This is a genomic window from Pseudomonas arabinosi, from assembly GCF_047758675.1.
GTDB classification, from domain to species: Bacteria; Pseudomonadota; Gammaproteobacteria; order Pseudomonadales; family Pseudomonadaceae; genus Aquipseudomonas; species Aquipseudomonas arabinosi.
Map to the genome: position 1 here is coordinate 1,522,740 of NZ_CP180480.1, position 19,909 is coordinate 1,542,648.

Below are 19,909 nucleotides of genomic sequence, written 5' to 3' on the forward strand. Positions count from 1 at the left end.
GCAAGACCGGGGCGTTTTTGTAGGCGCCGTCTGACCTGCGAGCGTGACGCTTGCGCCGTGGATCAGGTACAATTCCCGGCTATTTTTCGGCGGGCTATGCCTGCAGCCTTTTTGAGTGTTGATCCGTGAGTGATTTGAGTCATATCCGCAATTTCTCCATCATCGCCCACATTGACCATGGCAAGTCGACGCTGGCCGATCGCTTCATCCAGATGTGTGGCGGCCTTGCCGAGCGCGAAATGGAAGCCCAGGTTCTGGACTCCATGGACCTGGAACGTGAACGCGGGATCACCATCAAGGCCCATAGCGTCACCCTGTACTACACCGCTCGCGATGGTATCAAGTACCAGCTGAACTTCATTGACACCCCGGGCCACGTTGACTTCACCTACGAAGTCAGCCGGTCCCTGGCGGCCTGTGAAGGCGCATTGCTGGTGGTCGATGCCGGTCAGGGCGTTGAAGCGCAGTCGGTAGCCAACTGCTACACCGCGATTGAGCAGGGCCTGGAAGTGATGCCGGTCCTGAACAAGATCGACCTGCCTCAGGCCGATCCGGACCGCGTGAAAGAAGAAATCGAAAAAATCATCGGCATCGATGCCACCGACGCGGTCGAGTGCAGTGCCAAGACCGGTCTGGGCGTCGACGAAGTGCTGGAGCGTCTGGTCAAGACCATTCCTGCGCCGACCGGCAACTACGAAGATCCGCTGCAAGCGTTGATCATCGACTCCTGGTTCGACAACTACCTGGGCGTTGTTTCCCTGGTTCGCGTGCGCCACGGTCGTGTGAAGAAGGGCGACAAGATCCTGGTCAAGTCCACCGGCAAGATCCACCTTGTGGACAGTGTCGGTGTCTTCAACCCGAAACACACCGCCACCGTTGACCTGAAGGCTGGCGAAGTGGGCTTCATCATCGCCGGCATCAAGGACATTCACGGTGCACCGGTCGGTGACACCCTGACCTTGAGCTCCACGCCGGACGTCGACGTGCTGCCAGGCTTCAAGCGCATTCAGCCACAGGTATACGCCGGCCTGTTCCCGGTCAGCTCCGACGACTTCGAAGATTTCCGTGAAGCCCTGCAAAAGCTCACGCTCAACGACTCGTCCCTGCAATACACCCCGGAAAGCTCCGACGCCCTGGGCTTCGGCTTCCGGTGCGGGTTCCTCGGCATGCTGCACATGGAAATCATCCAGGAGCGCCTGGAGCGCGAGTACGACCTGGACCTGATCACCACGGCGCCGACGGTAATTTTCGAGCTGCTGCTGAAAACCGGTGAAACGATTTACGTCGACAACCCGTCGAAGCTGCCAGACCTGTCCTCGATCGAAGACATGCGTGAGCCGATCGTGCGGGCCAATATTCTTGTGCCGCAAGAGCACCTGGGCAACGTCATTACCCTGTGCATCGAGAAGCGTGGCGTACAGCACGACATGCTGTTCCTCGGTACCCAGGTCCAAGTGACCTACGATTTGCCGATGAACGAAGTGGTCCTGGACTTCTTCGACCGTCTGAAGTCCACCAGCCGTGGCTATGCTTCGCTGGATTACCATTTCGATCGTTATCAATCGGCTAATCTGGTGAAACTGGATGTGCTGATCAACGGTGACAAGGTCGACGCCCTGGCGTTGATCGTGCACAAGGATAACGCGCACTACAAAGGTCGCCAGTTGACCGAGAAGATGAAAGAACTGATTCCACGCCAGATGTTCGACGTCGCGATCCAGGCCGCCATTGGCGGGCAGATTATTGCGCGGACCTCTGTCAAGGCACTCAGAAAGAACGTATTGGCCAAATGCTACGGCGGTGACGTTAGCCGTAAGAAGAAACTGCTTGAAAAGCAAAAGGCCGGTAAGAAACGCATGAAGCAAGTCGGTAACGTGGAAATTCCACAAGAAGCCTTCCTTGCAGTGCTCAGGTTGGATAGTTAGGTCCTATGTCACTAAATTTCCCGCTGTTGCTGGTCATCGCCGTGTTCGTCTGCGGCCTGTTGGCGTTGCTCGATCTGGTTTTCCTGGCGCCGCGTCGGCGTGCCGCCATTGCCTCCTATCAGGGCAGCGTCAGCCAGCCTGATGGGGTGGTGGTCGAGAAACTGAACAAAGAGCCGCTGCTGGTCGAATACGGCAAGTCGTTCTTCCCGGTGTTGTTCATCGTGCTGATACTGCGTTCGTTCCTGGTGGAACCGTTCCAGATTCCTTCCGGCTCGATGAAACCGACCCTGGACGTTGGCGACTTCATTCTGGTGAACAAGTTTTCTTACGGGATCCGCTTGCCGGTGATCGACAAGAAAGTCATCGAAGTCGGTGATCCACAGCGCGGCGATGTGATGGTGTTCCGCTTCCCGAGCGATCCGAACGTCAACTACATTAAACGTGTGGTGGGCCTGCCGGGTGACCAGATTCGTTACACCGCTGACAAGCGTCTGTTCGTCAACGGTGAGTCGATTGCCGAACAACTGGTCGGCTCCGAGCCGGGCACGTTGGGCAGCGCTGAGCTCTACAAGGAAAAACTCGGTGTTGCCGAGCACCTGATCCGCAAGGAAATGAGCCGTTACCGCGCAACGCCGGACCGTTCGTGGACCGTGCCTGCCGGGCACTACTTCATGATGGGCGACAACCGCGACAACTCGAACGACAGTCGCTACTGGGATGATCCGAGCATTCCCAAGGATCTGCTGGGCATGGTTCCCGACAAGAATATCGTCGGCAAGGCCTTCGCAGTCTGGATGAGCTGGCCGGAACCCAAACTCAGTCACCTGCCGAATTTCTCGCGGGTTGGCCTGATCAAGTAATCACACACGGCGCTGTTGAACACAGCGCCGAATGCATTTCTGGAGCCGGCACAATCGGCATCAGAAGCATGAAAACAATGATATTCAGGACGTTATTTTTGAACACAGCGTTAATTGTCCCAAGCCTGCGCCGCATCACGGCGATGGCGGTGGAATCCAACCACGAACTCAGCGTGGGTAAACCGTGAGCGTCTCCTTAAGCCGTCTCGAGCGTCAGCTCGGTTACACCTTCAAGGATCAGGAACTGATGGTCCTGGCCCTGACTCACCGCAGTTTTGCCGGGCGTAACAACGAACGCCTGGAATTCCTCGGTGATGCCATCCTTAACTTCGTCGCTGGCGAGGCGCTGTTCGATCGCTTCCCGCTGGCTCGCGAAGGTCAATTGTCGCGCTTGCGCGCACGCTTGGTGAAAGGCGAGACCCTGGCCGTACTGGCCCGTGGTTTCGATCTGGGCGATTACCTGCGCCTGGGTTCCGGTGAATTGAAAAGCGGCGGGTTCCGTCGCGAGTCGATTCTGGCCGATGCCCTTGAAGCGCTGATTGGTGCGATCTACCTGGATGCCGGCATGGACATGGCACGCGAACGCGTGCTGGCTTGGCTGGCCGGGGAGTTCGAAGGCCTGACGCTGGTCGACACCAACAAAGATCCAAAAACCCGTCTGCAAGAGTTCCTGCAGTCGCGGGGTTGTGAGCTGCCGCGTTACGAAGTGGTGGATATCCAGGGTGAGCCGCATTGCCGGACGTTCTTCGTCGAATGTGAAATCACCTTACTGAATGAAAAAAGCCGAGGTCAGGGTGTGAGTCGTCGTATTGCCGAACAGGTAGCGGCCGCTGCAGCACTGATTGCCCTGGGCGTGGAGAATGGCCATGACTGATTCAACTGCAACTCGCTGTGGCTATGTCGCCATCGTCGGCCGTCCCAACGTGGGCAAGTCCACGCTGCTGAACCACATCCTCGGTCAGAAGCTGGCGATCACCTCGCGCAAGCCTCAGACCACTCGCCACAACATGCTCGGCATCAAGACCGAAGGCGCCGTGCAGGCGATCTACGTCGACACCCCCGGCATGCACAAAGGTGGCGAGAAAGCCCTGAACCGCTACATGAACAAGACCGCTTCGGCGGCGTTGAAAGACGTCGACGTGGTGATCTTCGTGGTTGACCGCACCAAGTGGACCGACGAAGACCAGATGGTCCTCGAGCGCGTTCAATACGTGACCGGCCCGTTGATCGTGGCGCTGAACAAGACCGACCGCATCGAAGATAAAGCCGAGCTGATGCCGCACCTGACCTGGTTGCAGGAACAGTTGCCGAACGCGCAGATCATGCCGATCTCGGCCCAGCACGGGCATAACCTCGAAACGCTGGAGCGCGTGATTGCCGGTTACCTGCCGGAAAACGATCACTTCTTCCCGGAAGACCAGATCACCGACCGCAGCAGCCGCTTCCTCGCCGCTGAACTGGTACGCGAGAAAATCATGCGCCAGATGGGCGCCGAGCTGCCGTACCAGATCACCGTCGAAATCGAAGAGTTCAAGCAGCAGGGCAAAACCCTGCATATTCATGCCTTGATCCTCGTCGAGCGCGACGGCCAGAAGAAAATCATCATTGGCGACAAGGGTGAGCGGATCAAACGCATCGGCACCGAGGCGCGCAAGGACATGGAGTTGCTGTTCGACTCCAAGATCATGCTCAACCTTTGGGTCAAGGTGAAAGGCGGCTGGTCCGACGATGAACGCGCCTTGCGTTCGCTGGGTTACGGCGACCTGTAACACCGGTTCCTGATACACCGAAGTACCCTGTGGGAGCGAGCTTGCTCGCGATGAGGGCCTGAAATTCAACATCCATGTTGACTGACAGACCGCAATCGCGAGCAAGCTCGCTCCCACATTGGTTTTGGGTAGTTTATAAATCTGTGCTGACTGATTGAGAACGCTGACTTCCATGTCTCCAAACCCACCCATCGGCCAACCCGCCTTCGTGCTCCACAGTCGCGCCTACCGCGAAAACAGCGCGCTGGTGGATTTCCTCACGCCGCAAGGTCGGCTGCGGGCGGTGTTGCGCAGTGCTCGGGGCAAAGCCGGGACGTTGGCACGGCCATTCGTGCCGCTGGAAGTCGAGTTCCGTGGGCGTGGTGAATTGAAGAACGTCGGTCGCATGGAAAGCGCTGGCGTCTCCACCTGGCTCAACGGTGAGGCGCTGTTCAGTGGTCTCTACCTCAACGAGTTATTGATCCGTCTGCTGCCCTCCGAAGATCCCCATCCCGCCGTCTTCGATCACTACGCCGCGACCCTGCTTGCGCTTGCCGAAGGTCGACCGCTGGAACCGTTGTTGCGTTCCTTCGAGTGGCGGCTGCTCGATGATCTCGGTTACGGCTTCGCCCTGACCACCGACATCCATGGCGAGCCTATCGCGCCGGATGGTCTCTACCGTCTGCAAGTGGATGCGGGACTTGAACGGGTCTACCTGCTTCAGCCCGGTCTGTTCAATGGCACCGAACTGCTGGCCATGGCCGATGCAGATTGGTCTGCCCCTGGCGCGCTATCGGCAGCCAAGCGCTTGATGCGTCAGGCACTGGCCGTTCATCTGGGCGGTCGTCCCTTGGTGAGTCGCGAGTTGTTTCGCAAGCCATAGGGTCTGTTGATGCTTGGCAACGGCCGCGCCGGGCTGCGTTGCTCGGAACTTATTTGGAACAACCAAACTACGTTCCTCGCGCCTTGCCCTGCACCAAGTGGTCATCCGTCGCGGCCGCTGCCAAACATCAACAGACCCTATCTCCCCGTGTATGCTGTGCGCCGAACTTTCCCATTTTCAGGAGCGCTTCCGTGACCACCAGCAATCGCATTCTTCTTGGCGTGAACATCGACCATGTTGCCACCCTGCGTCAGGCCCGGGGCACGCGCTATCCGGATCCGGTCAAGGCAGCACTGGACGCGGAAGAGGCGGGCGCTGACGGCATTACCGTGCACCTGCGCGAAGACCGTCGGCACATTCAGGAGCGCGACGTGTTGCTGCTCAAGGATGTGCTGCAAACCCGCATGAACTTCGAAATGGGCGTCACCGAAGAGATGATGGTGTTCGCCGAACACATTCGTCCGGCGCACATTTGCCTGGTACCGGAAACCCGTCAGGAGCTGACGACCGAAGGTGGTCTGGATGTAGCGGGGCAGGAAGCACGGATTAAAGCAGCGGTGGATCGCCTGTCAAAGATCGGCTGTGAAGTGTCGCTGTTCATTGATGCTGACGAGCGGCAGATCGAAGCGTCCCGTCGTGTTGGTGCGCCGGCTATTGAATTGCATACCGGTCGTTACGCCGATGCCGAGACGCCGACCGAAGTGGCTGAAGAGCTCAAGCGTGTGGCGGATGGCGTGGCGTTTGGTCTGGCTCAAGGCCTGATCGTTAACGCCGGTCACGGTCTGCATTACCACAACGTTGAAGCTGTAGCGGCGATCAAGGGCATCAACGAACTCAACATCGGCCACGCGCTGGTGGCTCATGCGTTGTTCGTCGGGTTCAAGTCGGCGGTGTCTGAAATGAAAGCACTGATCCTGGCCGCTGCAAAAGCCTAAAGCCAAACACAAAACCAAATGTGGGAGCGGGCTTCTCGCGAAAGCGGTGTATCAGTCAAAGTTGATGTCGACTGACACACCGCTTTCGCGAGCAAGCCCGCTCCCACATTTTTGATGGGTGTTAGGCCTTAAAGCTGTGGGGTTTCCTGATTCGGCTTGGTCTTGTCGACCCCCGGCACATGCAGGTTGCCCTCGGCGACCTGATTGCCTTCCAGCTGTGGCTGCGTCACCCACGTCAGGATGTCGTAGTAGCGGCGGATGTTCGCCACGAAGTGAACGGGTTCGCCGCCACGGGCATAGCCGTAACGGGTTTTGCTGAACCACTTCTTCTCGGACAGGCGCGGCAGGATCTTTTTTACGTCCAGCCACTTGTCCGGGTTCAGTCCTTCCTTGGCCGCCAGTTTGCGCGCGTCATCCAGGTGACCGCTGCCAACGTTGTAGGCTGCCAGTGCAAACCATGTGCGATCCGGTTCCTGGATCGACTCATCCAGCTGGTCCTTCACATAAGCCAGGTACTTGGCGCCGCCCATGATGCTTTGTTTGGGGTCCAGTCGGTTGGACACACCCATGGCCTGCGCAGTGTTCTGGGTCAGCATCATCAGGCCGCGCACGCCGGTCTTCGACGTGACCGCCGCTTGCCATAGCGATTCCTGATAGCCGACCGCGGCCAACAGGCGCCAATCGACTTTCTCTTTCTTGGCGTACGCCTTGAAGTGCTGTTCGTATTTGGGCAGACGTTGCTGCAAGTGTTGGGCGAAGGTAGTGGCGCCCATATAACCCAGTACATCGACGTGCCCGTAATAGCGGTCTTTCAGACGTTGCAGGGTGCCGTTTTTCTTCACCTTGTCGAGGTAGTCGTTGATCTCGTTGAGCAAACTGTTGTCGTCGCCAGCGGCCACTGCCCAGCTCTGGTTGCTGGCGTCACCGAGGTCGAAGGCTACCCGTACGTTGGGGAAGTAGACCTGATTCATCGCGACTTCGTTTGAGTCGACCAGGGTCAGGTCTATCTGATCTTCATCGACCATTCGCAGCAAGTCGACGACTTCAACCGCGTCGGACTCTTCGTATTCAATGCCGGGATATTTCTTTTTCAGCTCCGCCAATTGCTCGGCGTGGGTGCTGCCCTTGAGCACCATGATCTTCTTGCCTACCAGATCCTTCGCGTCGGTCGGCCGCGATTGGCCGTTGCGATAGATGATCTGCGGGGTGACTTCGAGATAGGAGTGGGAAAACCGCACCTGCTTTTTGCGGGCTTCGCTGCTGACCAGGCCGGCAGCAGCGATCACCGGGCCGTTAGGCTTGCCCACCTGATTAAACAGGTCGTCGAGGTTGTCGGCGGTTTCGATTTTGAGTTCCACCCCCAGATCGTCGGCGAAGCGCTTCACCAGCTCGTATTCGAAGCCGGTTTCACCGTTGCGATCCTGAAAGTAAGTGGCGGGACTGTTACGGGTAACCACCCGCAGCACGCCATCCTCCTTTACGCGCTCCAGCGTGTTGGGTTTATCAACACAGCCACTGAGCACCAGGAAGAGTCCGGTTGCGATCAGCCATTTGGCGAACCGCGGACGCAAAGCCGTTGGGGAAAACATTTGCGCAGTATACGCAAAGGACCACGAGCGCCATATCTCGACAGCGAAGGGCTTGTCTGCTAGGCAGCTGAAAACCGCTCCGGAGCCCGCAGGAATGGGCTCGAGCAGCATTTTGTGACAGAAAAAATAACGCTCAGTGCTCGCCTGTTTGAGGTCCGAACACCCGGCCCGACGCCCGGGTGCAGCCGCCCGTACCGTTTCGGGTGATGTCGCGGCCTGTTTAGGCTAGAATGCACGGCCTCAAAGCACACCCCTTCCCGAGGCTGTCCCGAAGATGTTGATCCTGCGCGGCGCTCCTGCCCTTTCTGCCTTTCGCCACAGCAAACTCCTTGAGCAACTGAGCCAGAAAGTCCCGGCTGTCAGCGGCTTGTATGCTGAATTCGCTCACTTCGCCGAAGTTACCGGCGTCCTGACCGGCGACGAACAGCAGGTGCTCGCGCGCCTTCTGAAGTACGGCCCAAGTGTTCCGGTACAAGAGCCGACCGGTCGTCTGTTCCTGGTGTTGCCGCGGTTCGGCACCATCTCGCCATGGTCCAGTAAAGCCAGCGACATCGCTCGCAACTGCGGCCTGACGAAAATCCAGCGTCTTGAACGCGGCATCGCCTTCTACGTCGCCGGCCAGTTCAGCGACGCCGAAGCACAGTTGATTTCCGACACCTTGCACGACCGCATGACGCAGATCGTTCTGGCTAACCTTGAACAAGCCGCCGGCCTGTTCAGTCATGCCGAGCCGAAACCGCTGACCGCGATCGACGTGCTGGGTGGCGGCCGCGCCGCGCTGGAAAAAGCCAACACCGAGCTGGGCCTGGCCCTGGCCGAAGACGAGATCGACTACCTGGTCAACGCCTTCGTCGGCTTGAAGCGCAACCCGCACGACATCGAACTGATGATGTTCGCCCAGGCGAACTCCGAGCACTGCCGTCACAAGATCTTCAACGCCAGTTGGGACATCGACGGTCAGAGCCAGGAAAAAAGCCTGTTCGGCATGATCAAGAACACCTACGTGATGCACAGCGAAGGCGTTCTGTCGGCTTATAAGGACAACGCTTCGGTGATCGTCGGCAACGTCGCCGGTCGTTTCTTCCCGGACCCTGAAACCCGCCAGTACGGCGCGGTGCAGGAACCGGTGCACATCCTGATGAAAGTCGAGACTCACAACCACCCGACCGCGATTGCCCCGTTCCCGGGCGCATCCACTGGTTCCGGTGGCGAGATCCGTGACGAAGGCGCAACCGGTCGCGGTGCCAAGCCAAAGGCTGGCCTGACCGGTTTCACCGTGTCCAACCTGCAAATCCCGGGCTTCGAACAGCCGTGGGAAGTGCCGTACGGCAAGCCTGAGCGCATCGTTACGGCGCTGGACATCATGATCGAAGGCCCACTGGGTGGCGCCGCGTTCAACAACGAATTCGGCCGTCCAGCCCTGACCGGTTACTTCCGTACCTTCGAACAGTCGATCACCACCCCCCGTGGCGACGAAGTTCGCGGTTACCACAAGCCGATCATGCTGGCCGGCGGCATGGGTAACATCCGTGCCGAACACGTACAGAAAGGCGAGATCACCGTTGGCTCCAAGCTGATCGTGCTCGGCGGCCCGGCGATGCTGATCGGTCTGGGCGGCGGTGCCGCTTCCTCCATGGCCACCGGCACCAGCTCGGCAGACCTGGACTTCGCTTCCGTACAGCGCGAAAACCCGGAAATGGAACGTCGCTGCCAGGAAGTCATCGACCGTTGCTGGCAGTTGGGTGAACACAACCCGATCAGCTTCATCCACGACGTCGGCGCGGGCGGTCTGTCCAACGCCTTCCCGGAACTGGTCAACGATGGTAACCGTGGCGGTCGCTTCGAACTGCGCAACATTCCAAACGACGAGCCGGGCATGGCCCCGCACGAAATCTGGAGTAACGAATCCCAGGAACGCTACGTTCTGGCGGTCGGCCCGGCTGACTTCGAACGCTTCCAGGCGATCTGCGAACGCGAGCGTTGCCCGTTTGCCGTCGTCGGCGAAGCCACTGCCGAGCCGCAACTGACGGTCACCGACAGTCACTTCGGCAACAGCCCGGTGGACATGCCACTGGAAGTGCTGCTGGGTAAAGCCCCGCGCATGCACCGTTCGGCCGTTCGCGAAAACGAACTGGGCGACGATTTCGATCCGTCGACCCTGGAGATCGCAGACTGCGTCGAGCGCGTTCTGCATCACCCGGCCGTGGCGAGCAAAAGCTTCCTGATCACCATCGGCGACCGCACCATCACCGGCCTCGTGGCCCGTGATCAGATGGTCGGCCCGTGGCAGGTTCCGGTCGCCGACGTTGCCGTCACCGCCACCAGCTTCGACGTTTACACCGGTGAAGCCATGGCCATGGGCGAGCGCACTCCGCTGGCTCTGCTGGACGCTCCGGCGTCGGGCCGCATGGCCATCGGCGAAACCCTGACCAACATCGCGGCTTCGCGCATCAACAAGATCTCCGACATCAAACTGTCGGCCAACTGGATGTCCGCTGCCGGTCACCCAGGCGAAGACGCGCGTCTGTACGACACCGTGAAAGCAGTCGGCATGGAACTGTGCCCTGATCTGGGTATTACCATTCCGGTGGGCAAGGACTCCATGTCCATGGCCACACGCTGGAACGACGAAGGCGTCGACAAGACCGTCACCTCGCCGATGTCCCTGATCGTGACCGGTTTTGCGCCTGTGGCTGACATCCGTCAGACCCTGACGCCGGAACTGCGCATGGACAAGGGCACCACCGACCTGATCCTGATCGATCTGGGCCGTGGTCAGAACCGCATGGGCGCCTCGATCCTGGCCCAGGTTCACGGCAAGCTCGGCTCGCAAGCACCGGATGTCGACGACGCCGAAGACCTCAAAGCCTTCTTTGCCGTGATCCAGGGCCTCAACGCCGACGGTCACCTGCTGGCTTACCACGACCGTTCCGACGGTGGTCTGTTGACCAGCACCGTGGAAATGGCTTTCGCCGGCCACTGCGGTCTGAGCCTGAACCTCGACGGTCTGGCAGAAACTTCTGCCGACATCGCTGCGATCCTGTTCAACGAAGAACTGGGCGCCGTGATCCAGGTTCGCCAGGACGCTACTCCAGACATCCTCGCGCAGTTCAGCGCTGCCGGTTTGGGCGAGTGTGTGTCGGTGATCGGTCAGCCGATGAACAACGGCCAGATCAACATCACCTTCAACGGCGAAACCGTGTTCGAAGGCCAGCGTCGTCTGCTGCAACGTCAGTGGGCCGAAACCAGCTACCAGATCCAGCGTCTGCGTGATAACGCCGACTGCGCCGAACAAGAGTTCGACGTGCTGCTGGAAGAAGACAACCCGGGCCTGAGCGTCAAGCTCAGCTACGACGTCAACCAGGACGTCGCCGCGCCTTACATCAAGAAAGGCATCCGCCCACAGGTTGCCGTGCTGCGTGAGCAGGGCGTCAACGGTCAGGTGGAAATGGCGGCCGCGTTCGACCGCGCCGGTTTCAACGCGATCGACGTGCACATGAGCGACATTCTGGCCGGCCGTGTCGACCTGAACGAGTTCAAAGGTCTGGTGGCGTGCGGTGGTTTCTCCTACGGCGACGTTCTCGGTGCCGGCGAAGGCTGGGCCAAGTCTGCGCTGTTTAACAGCCGTGCTCGCGACGCGTTCCAGGGCTTCTTCGAACGTAACGACAGCTTCACCCTCGGCGTGTGCAACGGTTGCCAGATGATGTCCAACCTGCACGAGCTGATCCCGGGCAGCGAGTTCTGGCCGCACTTCGTGCGTAACCGTTCCGAGCAGTTCGAAGCCCGTGTGGCGATGGTTCAGGTCCAGGAGTCGAACTCGATCTTCCTGCAGGGCATGGCCGGTTCGCGCATGCCGATCGCTATTGCTCACGGTGAAGGTCATGCCGAGTTCGCCAGCGAAGAAGCGTTGCTGGAAGCCGATCTGTCGGGTTGCGTGGCGATGCGCTTCGTCGACAACCACGGCAAGGTCACCGAAAGCTACCCGGCCAACCCGAACGGCTCGCCGCGCGGGATCACCGGTTTGACCAGCCGTGACGGTCGCGTGACGATCATGATGCCTCACCCGGAGCGTGTGTTCCGCGCGGTGCAGAACTCGTGGCGTTCGGAAGACTGGAACGAAGACGCACCTTGGATGCGTATGTTCCGTAATGCACGCGTGTGGGTGAACTAAGCGCCGTGTACAAGCTGAGTTTTTTTGTTCCGGCCAGTCATGTGGAACAGGTCAAGAGTGCCGTATTCGCCGCCGGTGGCGGACGGATCGGCGCTTATGACCATTGCGCGTGGCAGGTGCTTGGCCTTGGCCAGTTTCGCCCATTGGATGGCAGTCAGCCGTTTATTGGGGAAGCGGGGCAGGTCGAGCAGGTGGAGGAATGGAAGGTTGAGCTTGTGGTCAGTGACGAGTTGATTCGCGCTGTGGTGTTGGCTCTGAAGCAGAGTCATCCCTACGAGACGCCGGCTTATGAGGTGTGGCGGTTGGAGGATTTTTGATCTGCCTGCCGCTGAAATGAGAAACCCGCTGAATTTGCGTTCAGCGGGTTTTTTGTTGCCTGAACAATCAATGAATGCACACACACCTTGTAGGAGCTGTCGAGTGAAACGAGGCTGCGATCTTTTGATTATGATTTTTCAAGATCAAAAGATCGCAGCCTCGTTTCACTCGACAGCTCCTACAGAGAGCGTGGTTTAAACCTTGGCACTCACCTCACTGCGATTTACCAGCGCCTCCAGTGCATCATTCAAACTCGATGCCTTTTCACCAATCAACAGATGCCAAACCCCACCTTCCAACTGACTCACACCCTGGCAACCCAGCGCCTTCAGATCACATTCCGACAATGCCTTGCCATCTGCCAGTTGCAACCGGATCCGGGTCATGGCGATGCAGTCCATCTGCAACACGTTCTCGCCGCCACCCAAAGCGTTCAGCCATTGCTGTGCTTCTGAATTCGCCACCGCAGCAGGTTTCGGCGCATCGGTAACCGCAGGAGGGGAGGAAATGATCGCGCGGCCCAATGCAGGCATCGCCAAGCGAATCTCATCAGCAATGCTGTCCGCCATCGGGCCGACCACCACCTGCAAACTCCCGCCTTTACCCGGACGCACCACCGCCATCGCACCCAGCGCTTTCAACTCCGCATCGTTTGCCTTGTTGCGATCTACCATGTCCAGCCGCAACCGAGTGGTGCACGCACCCACGGTGATCAAATTCTGCGCACCGCCCAGCGCCTTGATGTAAGCCCCGGCCCGTTCATGCTCAGCGATGACCACTTTGTCGCCATTCAGAGCACCTTCACGCCCCGGCGTTTTCAAGTTGAACCGACGAATGCAGAAATCAAACACCACGTAGTAGATCACCGCATACGCCAGGCCGACCGGTACCATCAACCAGCCGTTGGTGGATTTTCCCCAGCCGAGAATCATGTCGATCAAGCCACCGGAAAACGTAAAGCCGAGGTGAATGTTCAGCAGGTTGGTGATCGCCATCGACAGCCCGGTCAGCAACGCATGCACTAGATAAAGCAGCGGCGCGAGGAACATGAAGGCGAATTCGATCGGCTCGGTCACGCCGGTCAGAAACGACGTCAGCGCCATCGACAGGAAAATCCCGCCCATGACCTTGCGGCGTTCCGGCAGGGCATTGCGGTACATCGCCAGGCAGGCGGCGGGCAGGCCGAAGATCATCATCGGGAACATGCCGGTCATGAACTGGCCGCCCTTCGGGTCACCGGCGAAGTAGCGCGACAGGTCGCCGGTGACGATGGCGCCCGTGGTCGGGTCGGTGAAGTTGCCGAAGACGAACCACGCCATGTTGTTGAGGATGTGGTGCAGCCCGGTGACGATCAGCAGGCGATTGAAAACGCCAAAGACGAACGCGCCGAAGCTGCCGCTCTCCATCATCAAGGTGCCGAAGCTGTTAATGCCTTGCTGGATCGGTGGCCAGATCAACCCGAAGATCACGCCCAGGCCGACGGCGGCAAACCCGGTGACAATCGGCACGAAGCGCCGGCCGCCGAAGAACGCCAGGTACTCCGGCAGTTTGATGTCCTTGAAATGGTTGTACAGCGCGCCGGCCATCAAGCCGCTGACGATCCCGGCGAGCATGCCCATGTTGATGCTCGCGTCGAGCACCTTGAGCGTGGAGATCATCACCAGGTAGCCAATGACGCCGGCGAGGCCTGCGGTGCCGTTGTTGTCCTTTGCGAAACCGACCGCGATGCCGATGGCGAAGATCATTGCCAGGTTGGCGAAGATGACTTGGCCGGCGTCGTGGATGATCGCGATGTTCAGCAGGTCGGTGTCGCCCAGGCGCAGCAACAGGCCGGCGATCGGCAGGATCGCGATCGGCAGCATCAGCGCGCGGCCGAGGCGTTGCAGGCCTTCGATGAAGTAGTGGTACATGGCGGTTCTCCCTGGATTTTTGTTGTTTTGTTGGTGAGAGCTCAGCTCAGAGGCCATTGCTGGTGACAGGCGTGACGCACGGCCGCAGCGCTGCTCAACTTGAGCAGGTCCTGGCTGATGCGTCGGCATTCGCTCGCGTCGAGGTGACGGACGCGGTCCTTGATTTCACCGATCTGCACTGGGCTGACCGACAACTCGCTGACGCCCAGGCCAATCAGTACCGGCGTGGCCAGCGGATCGGAGGCGAGCGCGCCGCAAACACCAACCCAACGGTTATGCGCCGCAGCACCGGCGCAGGTCTGGGCGATCAGCCGCAGCAGTGCCGGGTGCATGGCGTCCACCCGCGAAGCGAGGCCGGCGTGGTCGCGGTCCATGGCCAGGGTGTATTGCGATAAGTCGTTGGTGCCGATGGACAGGAAGTCCGCATGCTCTGCAAGCTGCTCGGCCAGCAGCGCAGCGGCCGGGACTTCGATCATCACGCCCAGCGCTGGGCGCTCAAGCACACCGAGTTCAGTGCACAACGCGTCGAGACGCTGGCGGATGTGCAGCAACTCATCGACTTCAGTCACCATCGGCAACAGGATCCGGCAACGCGAAAGCGGATTGATGTGCAGCAGCGCACGCAGTTGCTGATCGAGAATTTCCGGACGGACCTGAGCCAGGCGAATACCGCGCAGGCCAAGCACGGGATTGGCCTCGGCCGGCAGCGGCAAATAGTCGAGTTGTTTGTCGCCGCCAACGTCGATGGTGCGGATGATCACCGACTTGTCGCCCATGGCGTCGAGCACGGCTTGATAAGCAGCGCGCTGTTCCTCTTCGTCCGGTGCGGTGTTGCGATCCACAAACAGAAACTCGGTACGCAGCAAGCCGACCCCGTCTGCACCATTGGCCAACGCCTCGGCCGCTTCAGCGCTGGAAGCCACATTGGCGGCGACCTCAATCTGCAAACCGTCGAGCGTCAGCGCCGGGGTGTGAGCCTGAGCCTGTTGTTCGGCGCGGCGCTGTTGATGATCGAGTTGCGCCTGATGCACTTCGGCCAAACGTTCGGCACTTGGCATCAGTTCGAGGCGACCGCCATCGGCATCCAGCACAACCGCTTGGCCTTGCTGCTGATCCAGCAGCGTAGAACCCAGCGCGACCATGCACGGCAAACCTTTGCCGCGAGCGAGAATGGCGACGTGAGACGTTGCGCCGCCCTCGGCCATGCACAACCCGGCGACACCTTGCTGACTGAGTTGCAGCAGATCGGACGGCGTCAATTCATGCGCGGCGACGATGGCGCCTGCCGGCACGTCGTAGTGCCAGGTTTCACCGAGCAGGGCGCGCAGCACGCGTTGTTTGAGGTCGCGCAGATCATTGGCGCGCTCGGCCAACAGCGGGCTGCCGAGTTGCTGGAGCACTTCGCACTGCACGTCGATCGATTGGCTCCAGGCGTGGGTCGCGGCCATGCCCTGATCGATGGAGGTGTTTGCTGCGTCTAGCAGCGCCGGGTCTTCGAGCAGGGCGAGGTGGGCGGCGAAGATCGCTTCTTCGTCGGTGTTTTTATGTTTCCTGGCTTGGGCCAGCGTGTGGTCGATTTCACTGCGCACAACAGTCAGCGCGGTATCGAGAGCGTGCAGCTGTTGCTCGGGATCATGGTGGCCGGCGTCCACCGGAAGGCTGATTGCGGTCAAGCGGAACAACGGGCCGCCAACCAAACCGGGAGCGGCGCAGACGCCGTGCAGCACGCCTGCTTCGGCAGCTCGGGTGCGACGGGCAAGCGGTGCCGGCGCGGCGGCATGGCTGTCTTCGGCCAGCGCTGTGGATAACGCGATCAGCAACGCTTGCAACGCGGCTTCGGCGTCCGGCCCCTGGCAACTGACTTGAACCTCGTCCTGTTCGCCGATGGCCAACCCCATCAGTCCGATCAAACTGTCGCAGGTCGCCGATTTGCCAGCGAAATGCAGCTGCGATTTGCTCTTGAAACCTTGCGCCGTCTGACGAATCAGCGCCGCCGGACGAGCATGCAACCCGCCACGATGGGCGATGCGAATGTGGCCATGAATCTCTTCCCCGGACAGCTCCGCTTCAGCCTGCGCGCCCGACGCGTGCCGACGAATGATGTGCAGCAATGGCTCGCCCACTTTCACCGACTTCAGCGTGATCGGCCGCGCCTGAAAGTCCTGGCTGTTGGTCAGGATCATCAGGCTGACCAGGCTTTTGCACTGCTGCGCGACCTTGTCCAGGTCATAGCGCAACAACGGTTGGCCATTGCTGACTCGCGCACCTTCCTTGACCAGCATCGAGAAGCCTTCGCCCTGCAACTCAACGGTGTCGAGCCCCAGATGCAGCAGCAATTCGGCGCCGTTGTCGGCACGCAAGGTGACGGCGTGGCCGGTGCGCGCGACGTGCACCACGACGCCGGCGCACGGGGCGTGGAGGGTGTCGTTCAGCGGATCGATGGCGATCCCGTCGCCCATGGCGCCGCTGGCGAACACCGGGTCCGGGACTTTGGCGAGCGTGAGCACCGGGCCGCTGAGCGGGGCGCTGAGGGTCAGCTCTTTATTATTGTTGTGCATGGCTCGGTCTCATCAGGAAATACGTACGGGTTCGGACTCAGTGCGTGCGGGTCACTTTGCTCAAGTGCCGCGGCTGGTCCGGGTCCATGCCTCGGGCGACGGCCAAACCGGCGGCCATGACGTAGAAACTCTGGATTGCCAGAATCGGGTCGAGGGCCGGGTGCTCGGCGCGGCTCAGGGTGAGGTCGCGTTCGGCAATGTCATCCGGTGCGGCCAGCAATACGCGGGCACCGCGCTGGCGCATGTCGGCGGCGAGGCTCAGCAAACCGGCCTGCTCGGCACCGCGCGGGGCGAAGATCAGCAGTGGATAATTCTCGTCGATCAACGCCATCGGGCCGTGACGGACCTCGGCGCTGCTGAAGGCTTCGGCCTGGATCGCCGAGGTTTCCTTGAATTTCAACGCAGCTTCCTGGGCGATGGCGAAACCGGCGCCACGGCCGATCACCATCAGGCGCTGGCAATCGCGCAGGGCATCGATGGCCAGGCTCCAGTCCTGTTTCGCCGCCTCGCGCAAACCGTCCGGCAGCGTGAGACCGGACTGCAGCAGTTCCACGTCCTCTTTCCAGTGGGCGATCAAACGGGCGCTGGCGCTGAGGGTGGCGATAAAACTCTTGGTCGCGGCGACGCTGTTTTCGATGCCGGCACACAGCGGCAGGCTGAACTCACACGCGGCCTCCAGCGGCGAACTCTCGGCGTTGACCATCGAGATGCTCAGGGCGCCACGCTTGCGCAGTAGACGCATGCTGTTCACCAGATCGGGACTTTGCCCGGACTGCGAGAAGGCGAACGCCACCTGGCCGCTGACCTTCAGCGGTGCTTGCAGCATGGTCACCACCGACATCGGCAACGACGCCACCGGGAAGCCCAATTGCTGCATGGTCAGGTAGGCGAAGTAACTGGCGGCATGATCGGAGCTGCCGCGAGCGACGGTCATCGCCACTTGCGGCGGCTGACGGCGCAGGCGCCCGGCGATCTCGATCATCTGCGGGTCGAGTTGCTGCAATTGGGCTTGCACGGCCTCGAACGAGGACAGCGCCTCTTCAAGCATTTTTGAAGTCAATGTCTTCTCCTTCGACCATGACGGCGGTCAGTGTGAGTGAGCGATCGAGCCGCACGCAGTCGGCCCAGCTGCCGGGTTGCAGGCGTCCGCGGTCGTTGAGGCCGAGGTAGTCGGCGGGGAATTGCGAAAGGCGTTGCGAGGCCTCGGCGATCGGCAAACCGATCTTCACCAGATTGCGCAGGGCCTGATCCATGGTCAGGGTGCTGCCAGCCAAAGTGCCGTCGGGCAAGCGCACACCGCCCAGGCATTTGGTCACCGTGTGGCTGCCGAGCTTGTATTCACCGTCGGGCATGCCGGCGGCGGCGGTGGAATCGGTGACGCAATACAGGCATGGGATCGAGCGCAGGGCGACACGGATGGCGCCGGGGTGCACGTGCAGCAAGTCCGGAATCAGTTCGGCGTATTTGGCATGAGCCAGTGCTGCGCCGACGATGCCTGGCTCGCGGTGATGCAGCGGGCTCATGGCGTTGTAGAGGTGGGTGAAACTGCTGGCGCCGGCGTTCAGCGCGGCAACGCCTTCCTCGTAGCTGCCGAGGGTGTGGCCGATTTGCATGCGCACGCCACGGGCGCTGAGAGCGCGGATCAACGCATCGTGGCCGGCGATTTCCGGGGCGATGGTGATCACCCGGATCGGCGCCAGTGCCAGGTATTCTTCGACTTCGGCCATCAACGCGGTGTGGGCGAAATTCGGTTGGGCGCCGAGTTTTCCGGGGTTGATGTACGGGCCTTCGAGGTGCACGCCGAGGACTCGGGCGCTGCCTTTTGGGCGCTGCTCGCAGAACTCGCCGACGTCCTTGAGTACTCGCGAAATCTCTTCGTTCGGCGCGGTCATGGTGGTCGCCAGCAGCGACGTGGTGCCGAAACGCACGTGGGTTCTGGTGATGGTCTCGAAGGCTGGTGCACCTTCCATGATGTCTTTGCCGCCGCCGCCATGAACGTGCAGGTCGATGAAACCCGGCAGCAGGTAAGGCAGGTCGTTGTCGGCCGGATCGCACGGTTGGCCTTCGATCGACACGACTTTGCCGTGTTCGTGAATCAGCCGGCCGCGAATCCAGCCGCGGGCGGTGAGGATGTTGTCTTCGGACATGATCAGTTCTCGGTTGCTTGTCTAGCGACGAAGCTCTGCGACAAAGTCGTAGTAGTCGTTGCGGCAATAGGTGTCGGTGACTTCGATTGGCGTGTTGTCTTCCAGGTAACCGACCCGGGTCATCAGCAGCATGGCGGTGCCGGGGGCGATTCCTACCAGGGCGGCGAATTCGTCCGAGGCGTTGATCGCTTGAATGTGCTGCAGGGCGCGGACGATCGGCTTGCCGATGCCGTCGAGGTATTCGTAGAGGGAGTCGCCCACCGCTTGTGGCTTGGGAATGATCGAGGCGGGCAGGGTGCTCATCTCGATTGCCATCACCGTGTCGTCGGCTTTACGCAGGCGTTTGAGCCGCGCGACCTTGTCGTTCGGCGAGAGACTGAGGCGGATCAGTTCTTCGTGGGTCGGCGGAGTGATTTCACGCTCCAGCCATTGCGAGCCTGGGACGAAGCCCTTCAACCGCAGCATTTCGCTGAAACCCGAGAGGCGCGACAGCGGTTGTTCCAGGCGTGGGGTGATGAAGGTGCCGGAACCTTGGTTGCGGCGGATCAGGCCTTGCTCGAACAGAACTTCCAGCGCTTTGCGGGCGGTGACGCGGGAGATGCCCAGCAGCTCGCTGAGGTTGCGCTCCGACGGCATGGCCTGTTCGGCTTTCCACTGGCCGGCATGGATCGCCGCTTCCAGATTGCGCGCCAGTTGCAGGTACAACGGCGTGGGTTGGGTGTCGTCAGGGCGTAGGGCCTGGAGGTCATTCATGTAGGTTCGGTCCGATGCGGATATAGGATTGTTGTCGCCCGGTGGTGGGATGAAACCTAATACCACTTAAATACCATGTCAATGCCAGTACTTTGCTATGGGCGCGAGAAGG

14 protein-coding genes are annotated in these 19,909 nt (G+C 60.4%); 8 read left to right on the top strand and 6 right to left on the bottom strand.

From position 1 onward, the window contains the following. Positions 1–125: 125 nt before the first annotated feature. The 6 genes from lepA (at position 126) to pdxJ (ending at position 6,351) form a co-directional block, all read left to right on the top strand. Positions 126–1,925, top strand: coding sequence for a translation elongation factor 4 (lepA, locus tag ACMXYJ_RS07025; protein ID WP_008151572.1), 1,800 nt, complete (start codon positions 126–128; stop codon positions 1,923–1,925). A 5-nt stretch (positions 1,926–1,930) separates the two neighbouring features. Then, the gene (lepB, locus tag ACMXYJ_RS07030; protein WP_415759244.1) at positions 1,931–2,785 is read left to right on the top strand and encodes a signal peptidase I; all 855 of its coding nucleotides are present in this window, start codon (positions 1,931–1,933) and stop codon (positions 2,783–2,785) included. Between the two features lie 184 nt (positions 2,786–2,969). Continuing rightward, a complete protein-coding gene (gene rnc / locus ACMXYJ_RS07035; protein ID WP_059403405.1) occupies positions 2,970–3,659 on the top strand; it encodes a ribonuclease III in 690 nt (229 codons plus the stop codon). Next, positions 3,652–4,554 carry a GTPase Era gene (gene era / locus ACMXYJ_RS07040; RefSeq protein WP_008151577.1) on the top strand — a complete coding sequence of 301 codons (903 nt, stop codon included), beginning with the start codon at positions 3,652–3,654 and terminating at the stop codon, positions 4,552–4,554. The genes rnc and era overlap by 8 nt, the downstream gene beginning before the upstream one ends. A gap of 172 nt (positions 4,555–4,726) precedes the next feature. Continuing rightward, entirely contained in the window at positions 4,727–5,416 is a 690-nt protein-coding gene (recO, locus tag ACMXYJ_RS07045) for a DNA repair protein RecO (protein WP_415759245.1), read from the top strand. A 191-nt stretch (positions 5,417–5,607) separates the two neighbouring features. After that, a complete protein-coding gene (gene pdxJ, locus ACMXYJ_RS07050; protein ID WP_415759246.1) occupies positions 5,608–6,351 on the top strand; it encodes a pyridoxine 5'-phosphate synthase in 744 nt (247 codons plus the stop codon). Positions 6,352–6,479: 128 nt separating this feature from the next. Here pdxJ and mltF read toward each other — a convergent pair whose 3' ends face one another. Further along, positions 6,480–7,940, bottom strand: coding sequence for a membrane-bound lytic murein transglycosylase MltF (gene mltF / locus ACMXYJ_RS07055; RefSeq protein ID WP_415759247.1), 1,461 nt, complete (start codon positions 7,938–7,940; stop codon positions 6,480–6,482). A gap of 274 nt (positions 7,941–8,214) precedes the next feature. On the opposite strand from mltF, the gene purL reads away from it, so the two are divergent. Together purL and ACMXYJ_RS07065 are read left to right on the top strand one after the other, a co-directional pair. Next, positions 8,215–12,111 (top strand): phosphoribosylformylglycinamidine synthase, encoded by a 3,897-nt coding sequence (purL, locus tag ACMXYJ_RS07060; RefSeq protein WP_415759248.1) that lies wholly within the window; start codon positions 8,215–8,217, stop codon positions 12,109–12,111. Between the two features lie 5 nt (positions 12,112–12,116). After that, on the top strand, positions 12,117–12,428 hold the full coding sequence (locus ACMXYJ_RS07065; protein ID WP_134101900.1) for a YqfO family protein: 312 nt from the start codon (positions 12,117–12,119) through the stop codon (positions 12,426–12,428). Between the two features lie 195 nt (positions 12,429–12,623). Here the strand turns inward: ACMXYJ_RS07065 and nagE are convergent, their stop codons facing one another. Genes nagE through ACMXYJ_RS07090 form a run of 5 tightly spaced genes read right to left on the bottom strand, consistent with a single transcriptional unit; the run spans position 12,624 to position 19,797 of the window. Then, positions 12,624–14,339, bottom strand: a complete 1,716-nt coding sequence (gene nagE / locus ACMXYJ_RS07070) for an N-acetylglucosamine-specific PTS transporter subunit IIBC (protein ID WP_415759249.1) — start codon at positions 14,337–14,339, stop codon at positions 12,624–12,626. Between the two features lie 41 nt (positions 14,340–14,380). Beyond that, positions 14,381–16,897 (bottom strand): phosphoenolpyruvate--protein phosphotransferase, encoded by a 2,517-nt coding sequence (gene ptsP, locus ACMXYJ_RS07075; protein WP_415759250.1) that lies wholly within the window; start codon positions 16,895–16,897, stop codon positions 14,381–14,383. Between the two features lie 37 nt (positions 16,898–16,934). After that, positions 16,935–17,957, bottom strand: coding sequence for an SIS domain-containing protein (locus ACMXYJ_RS07080; RefSeq protein WP_415759251.1), 1,023 nt, complete (start codon positions 17,955–17,957; stop codon positions 16,935–16,937). After that, on the bottom strand, positions 17,938–19,044 hold the full coding sequence (nagA, locus tag ACMXYJ_RS07085) for an N-acetylglucosamine-6-phosphate deacetylase (RefSeq protein ID WP_415759252.1): 1,107 nt from the start codon (positions 19,042–19,044) through the stop codon (positions 17,938–17,940). The genes ACMXYJ_RS07080 and nagA overlap by 20 nt, the downstream gene beginning before the upstream one ends. Before the next feature lie 21 nt (positions 19,045–19,065). Beyond that, positions 19,066–19,797, bottom strand: coding sequence for a GntR family transcriptional regulator (locus ACMXYJ_RS07090; protein WP_415759253.1), 732 nt, complete (start codon positions 19,795–19,797; stop codon positions 19,066–19,068). Positions 19,798–19,909 lie beyond the last annotated feature (112 nt).

What these genes read in the sequence shown, in the direction of transcription:
- lepB (WP_415759244.1), top strand. Translation starts at nt 1,931, where the DNA reads ATGTCACTAAATTTCCCGCTGTTGCTGGTCATCGCCGTGTTCGTCTGC.
- era (WP_008151577.1), top strand. Translation starts at nt 3,652, where the DNA reads ATGACTGATTCAACTGCAACTCGCTGTGGCTATGTCGCCATCGTCGGC.
- recO (WP_415759245.1), top strand. Translation starts at nt 4,727, where the DNA reads ATGTCTCCAAACCCACCCATCGGCCAACCCGCCTTCGTGCTCCACAGT.
- mltF (WP_415759247.1), bottom strand. Translation starts at nt 7,940, where the DNA reads ATGTTTTCCCCAACGGCTTTGCGTCCGCGGTTCGCCAAATGGCTGATC.
- purL (WP_415759248.1), top strand. Translation starts at nt 8,215, where the DNA reads ATGTTGATCCTGCGCGGCGCTCCTGCCCTTTCTGCCTTTCGCCACAGC.
- nagE (WP_415759249.1), bottom strand. Translation starts at nt 14,339, where the DNA reads ATGTACCACTACTTCATCGAAGGCCTGCAACGCCTCGGCCGCGCGCTG.
- ptsP (WP_415759250.1), bottom strand. Translation starts at nt 16,897, where the DNA reads ATGCACAACAATAATAAAGAGCTGACCCTCAGCGCCCCGCTCAGCGGC.
- nagA (WP_415759252.1), bottom strand. Translation starts at nt 19,044, where the DNA reads ATGTCCGAAGACAACATCCTCACCGCCCGCGGCTGGATTCGCGGCCGG.
- ACMXYJ_RS07090 (WP_415759253.1), bottom strand. Translation starts at nt 19,797, where the DNA reads ATGAATGACCTCCAGGCCCTACGCCCTGACGACACCCAACCCACGCCG.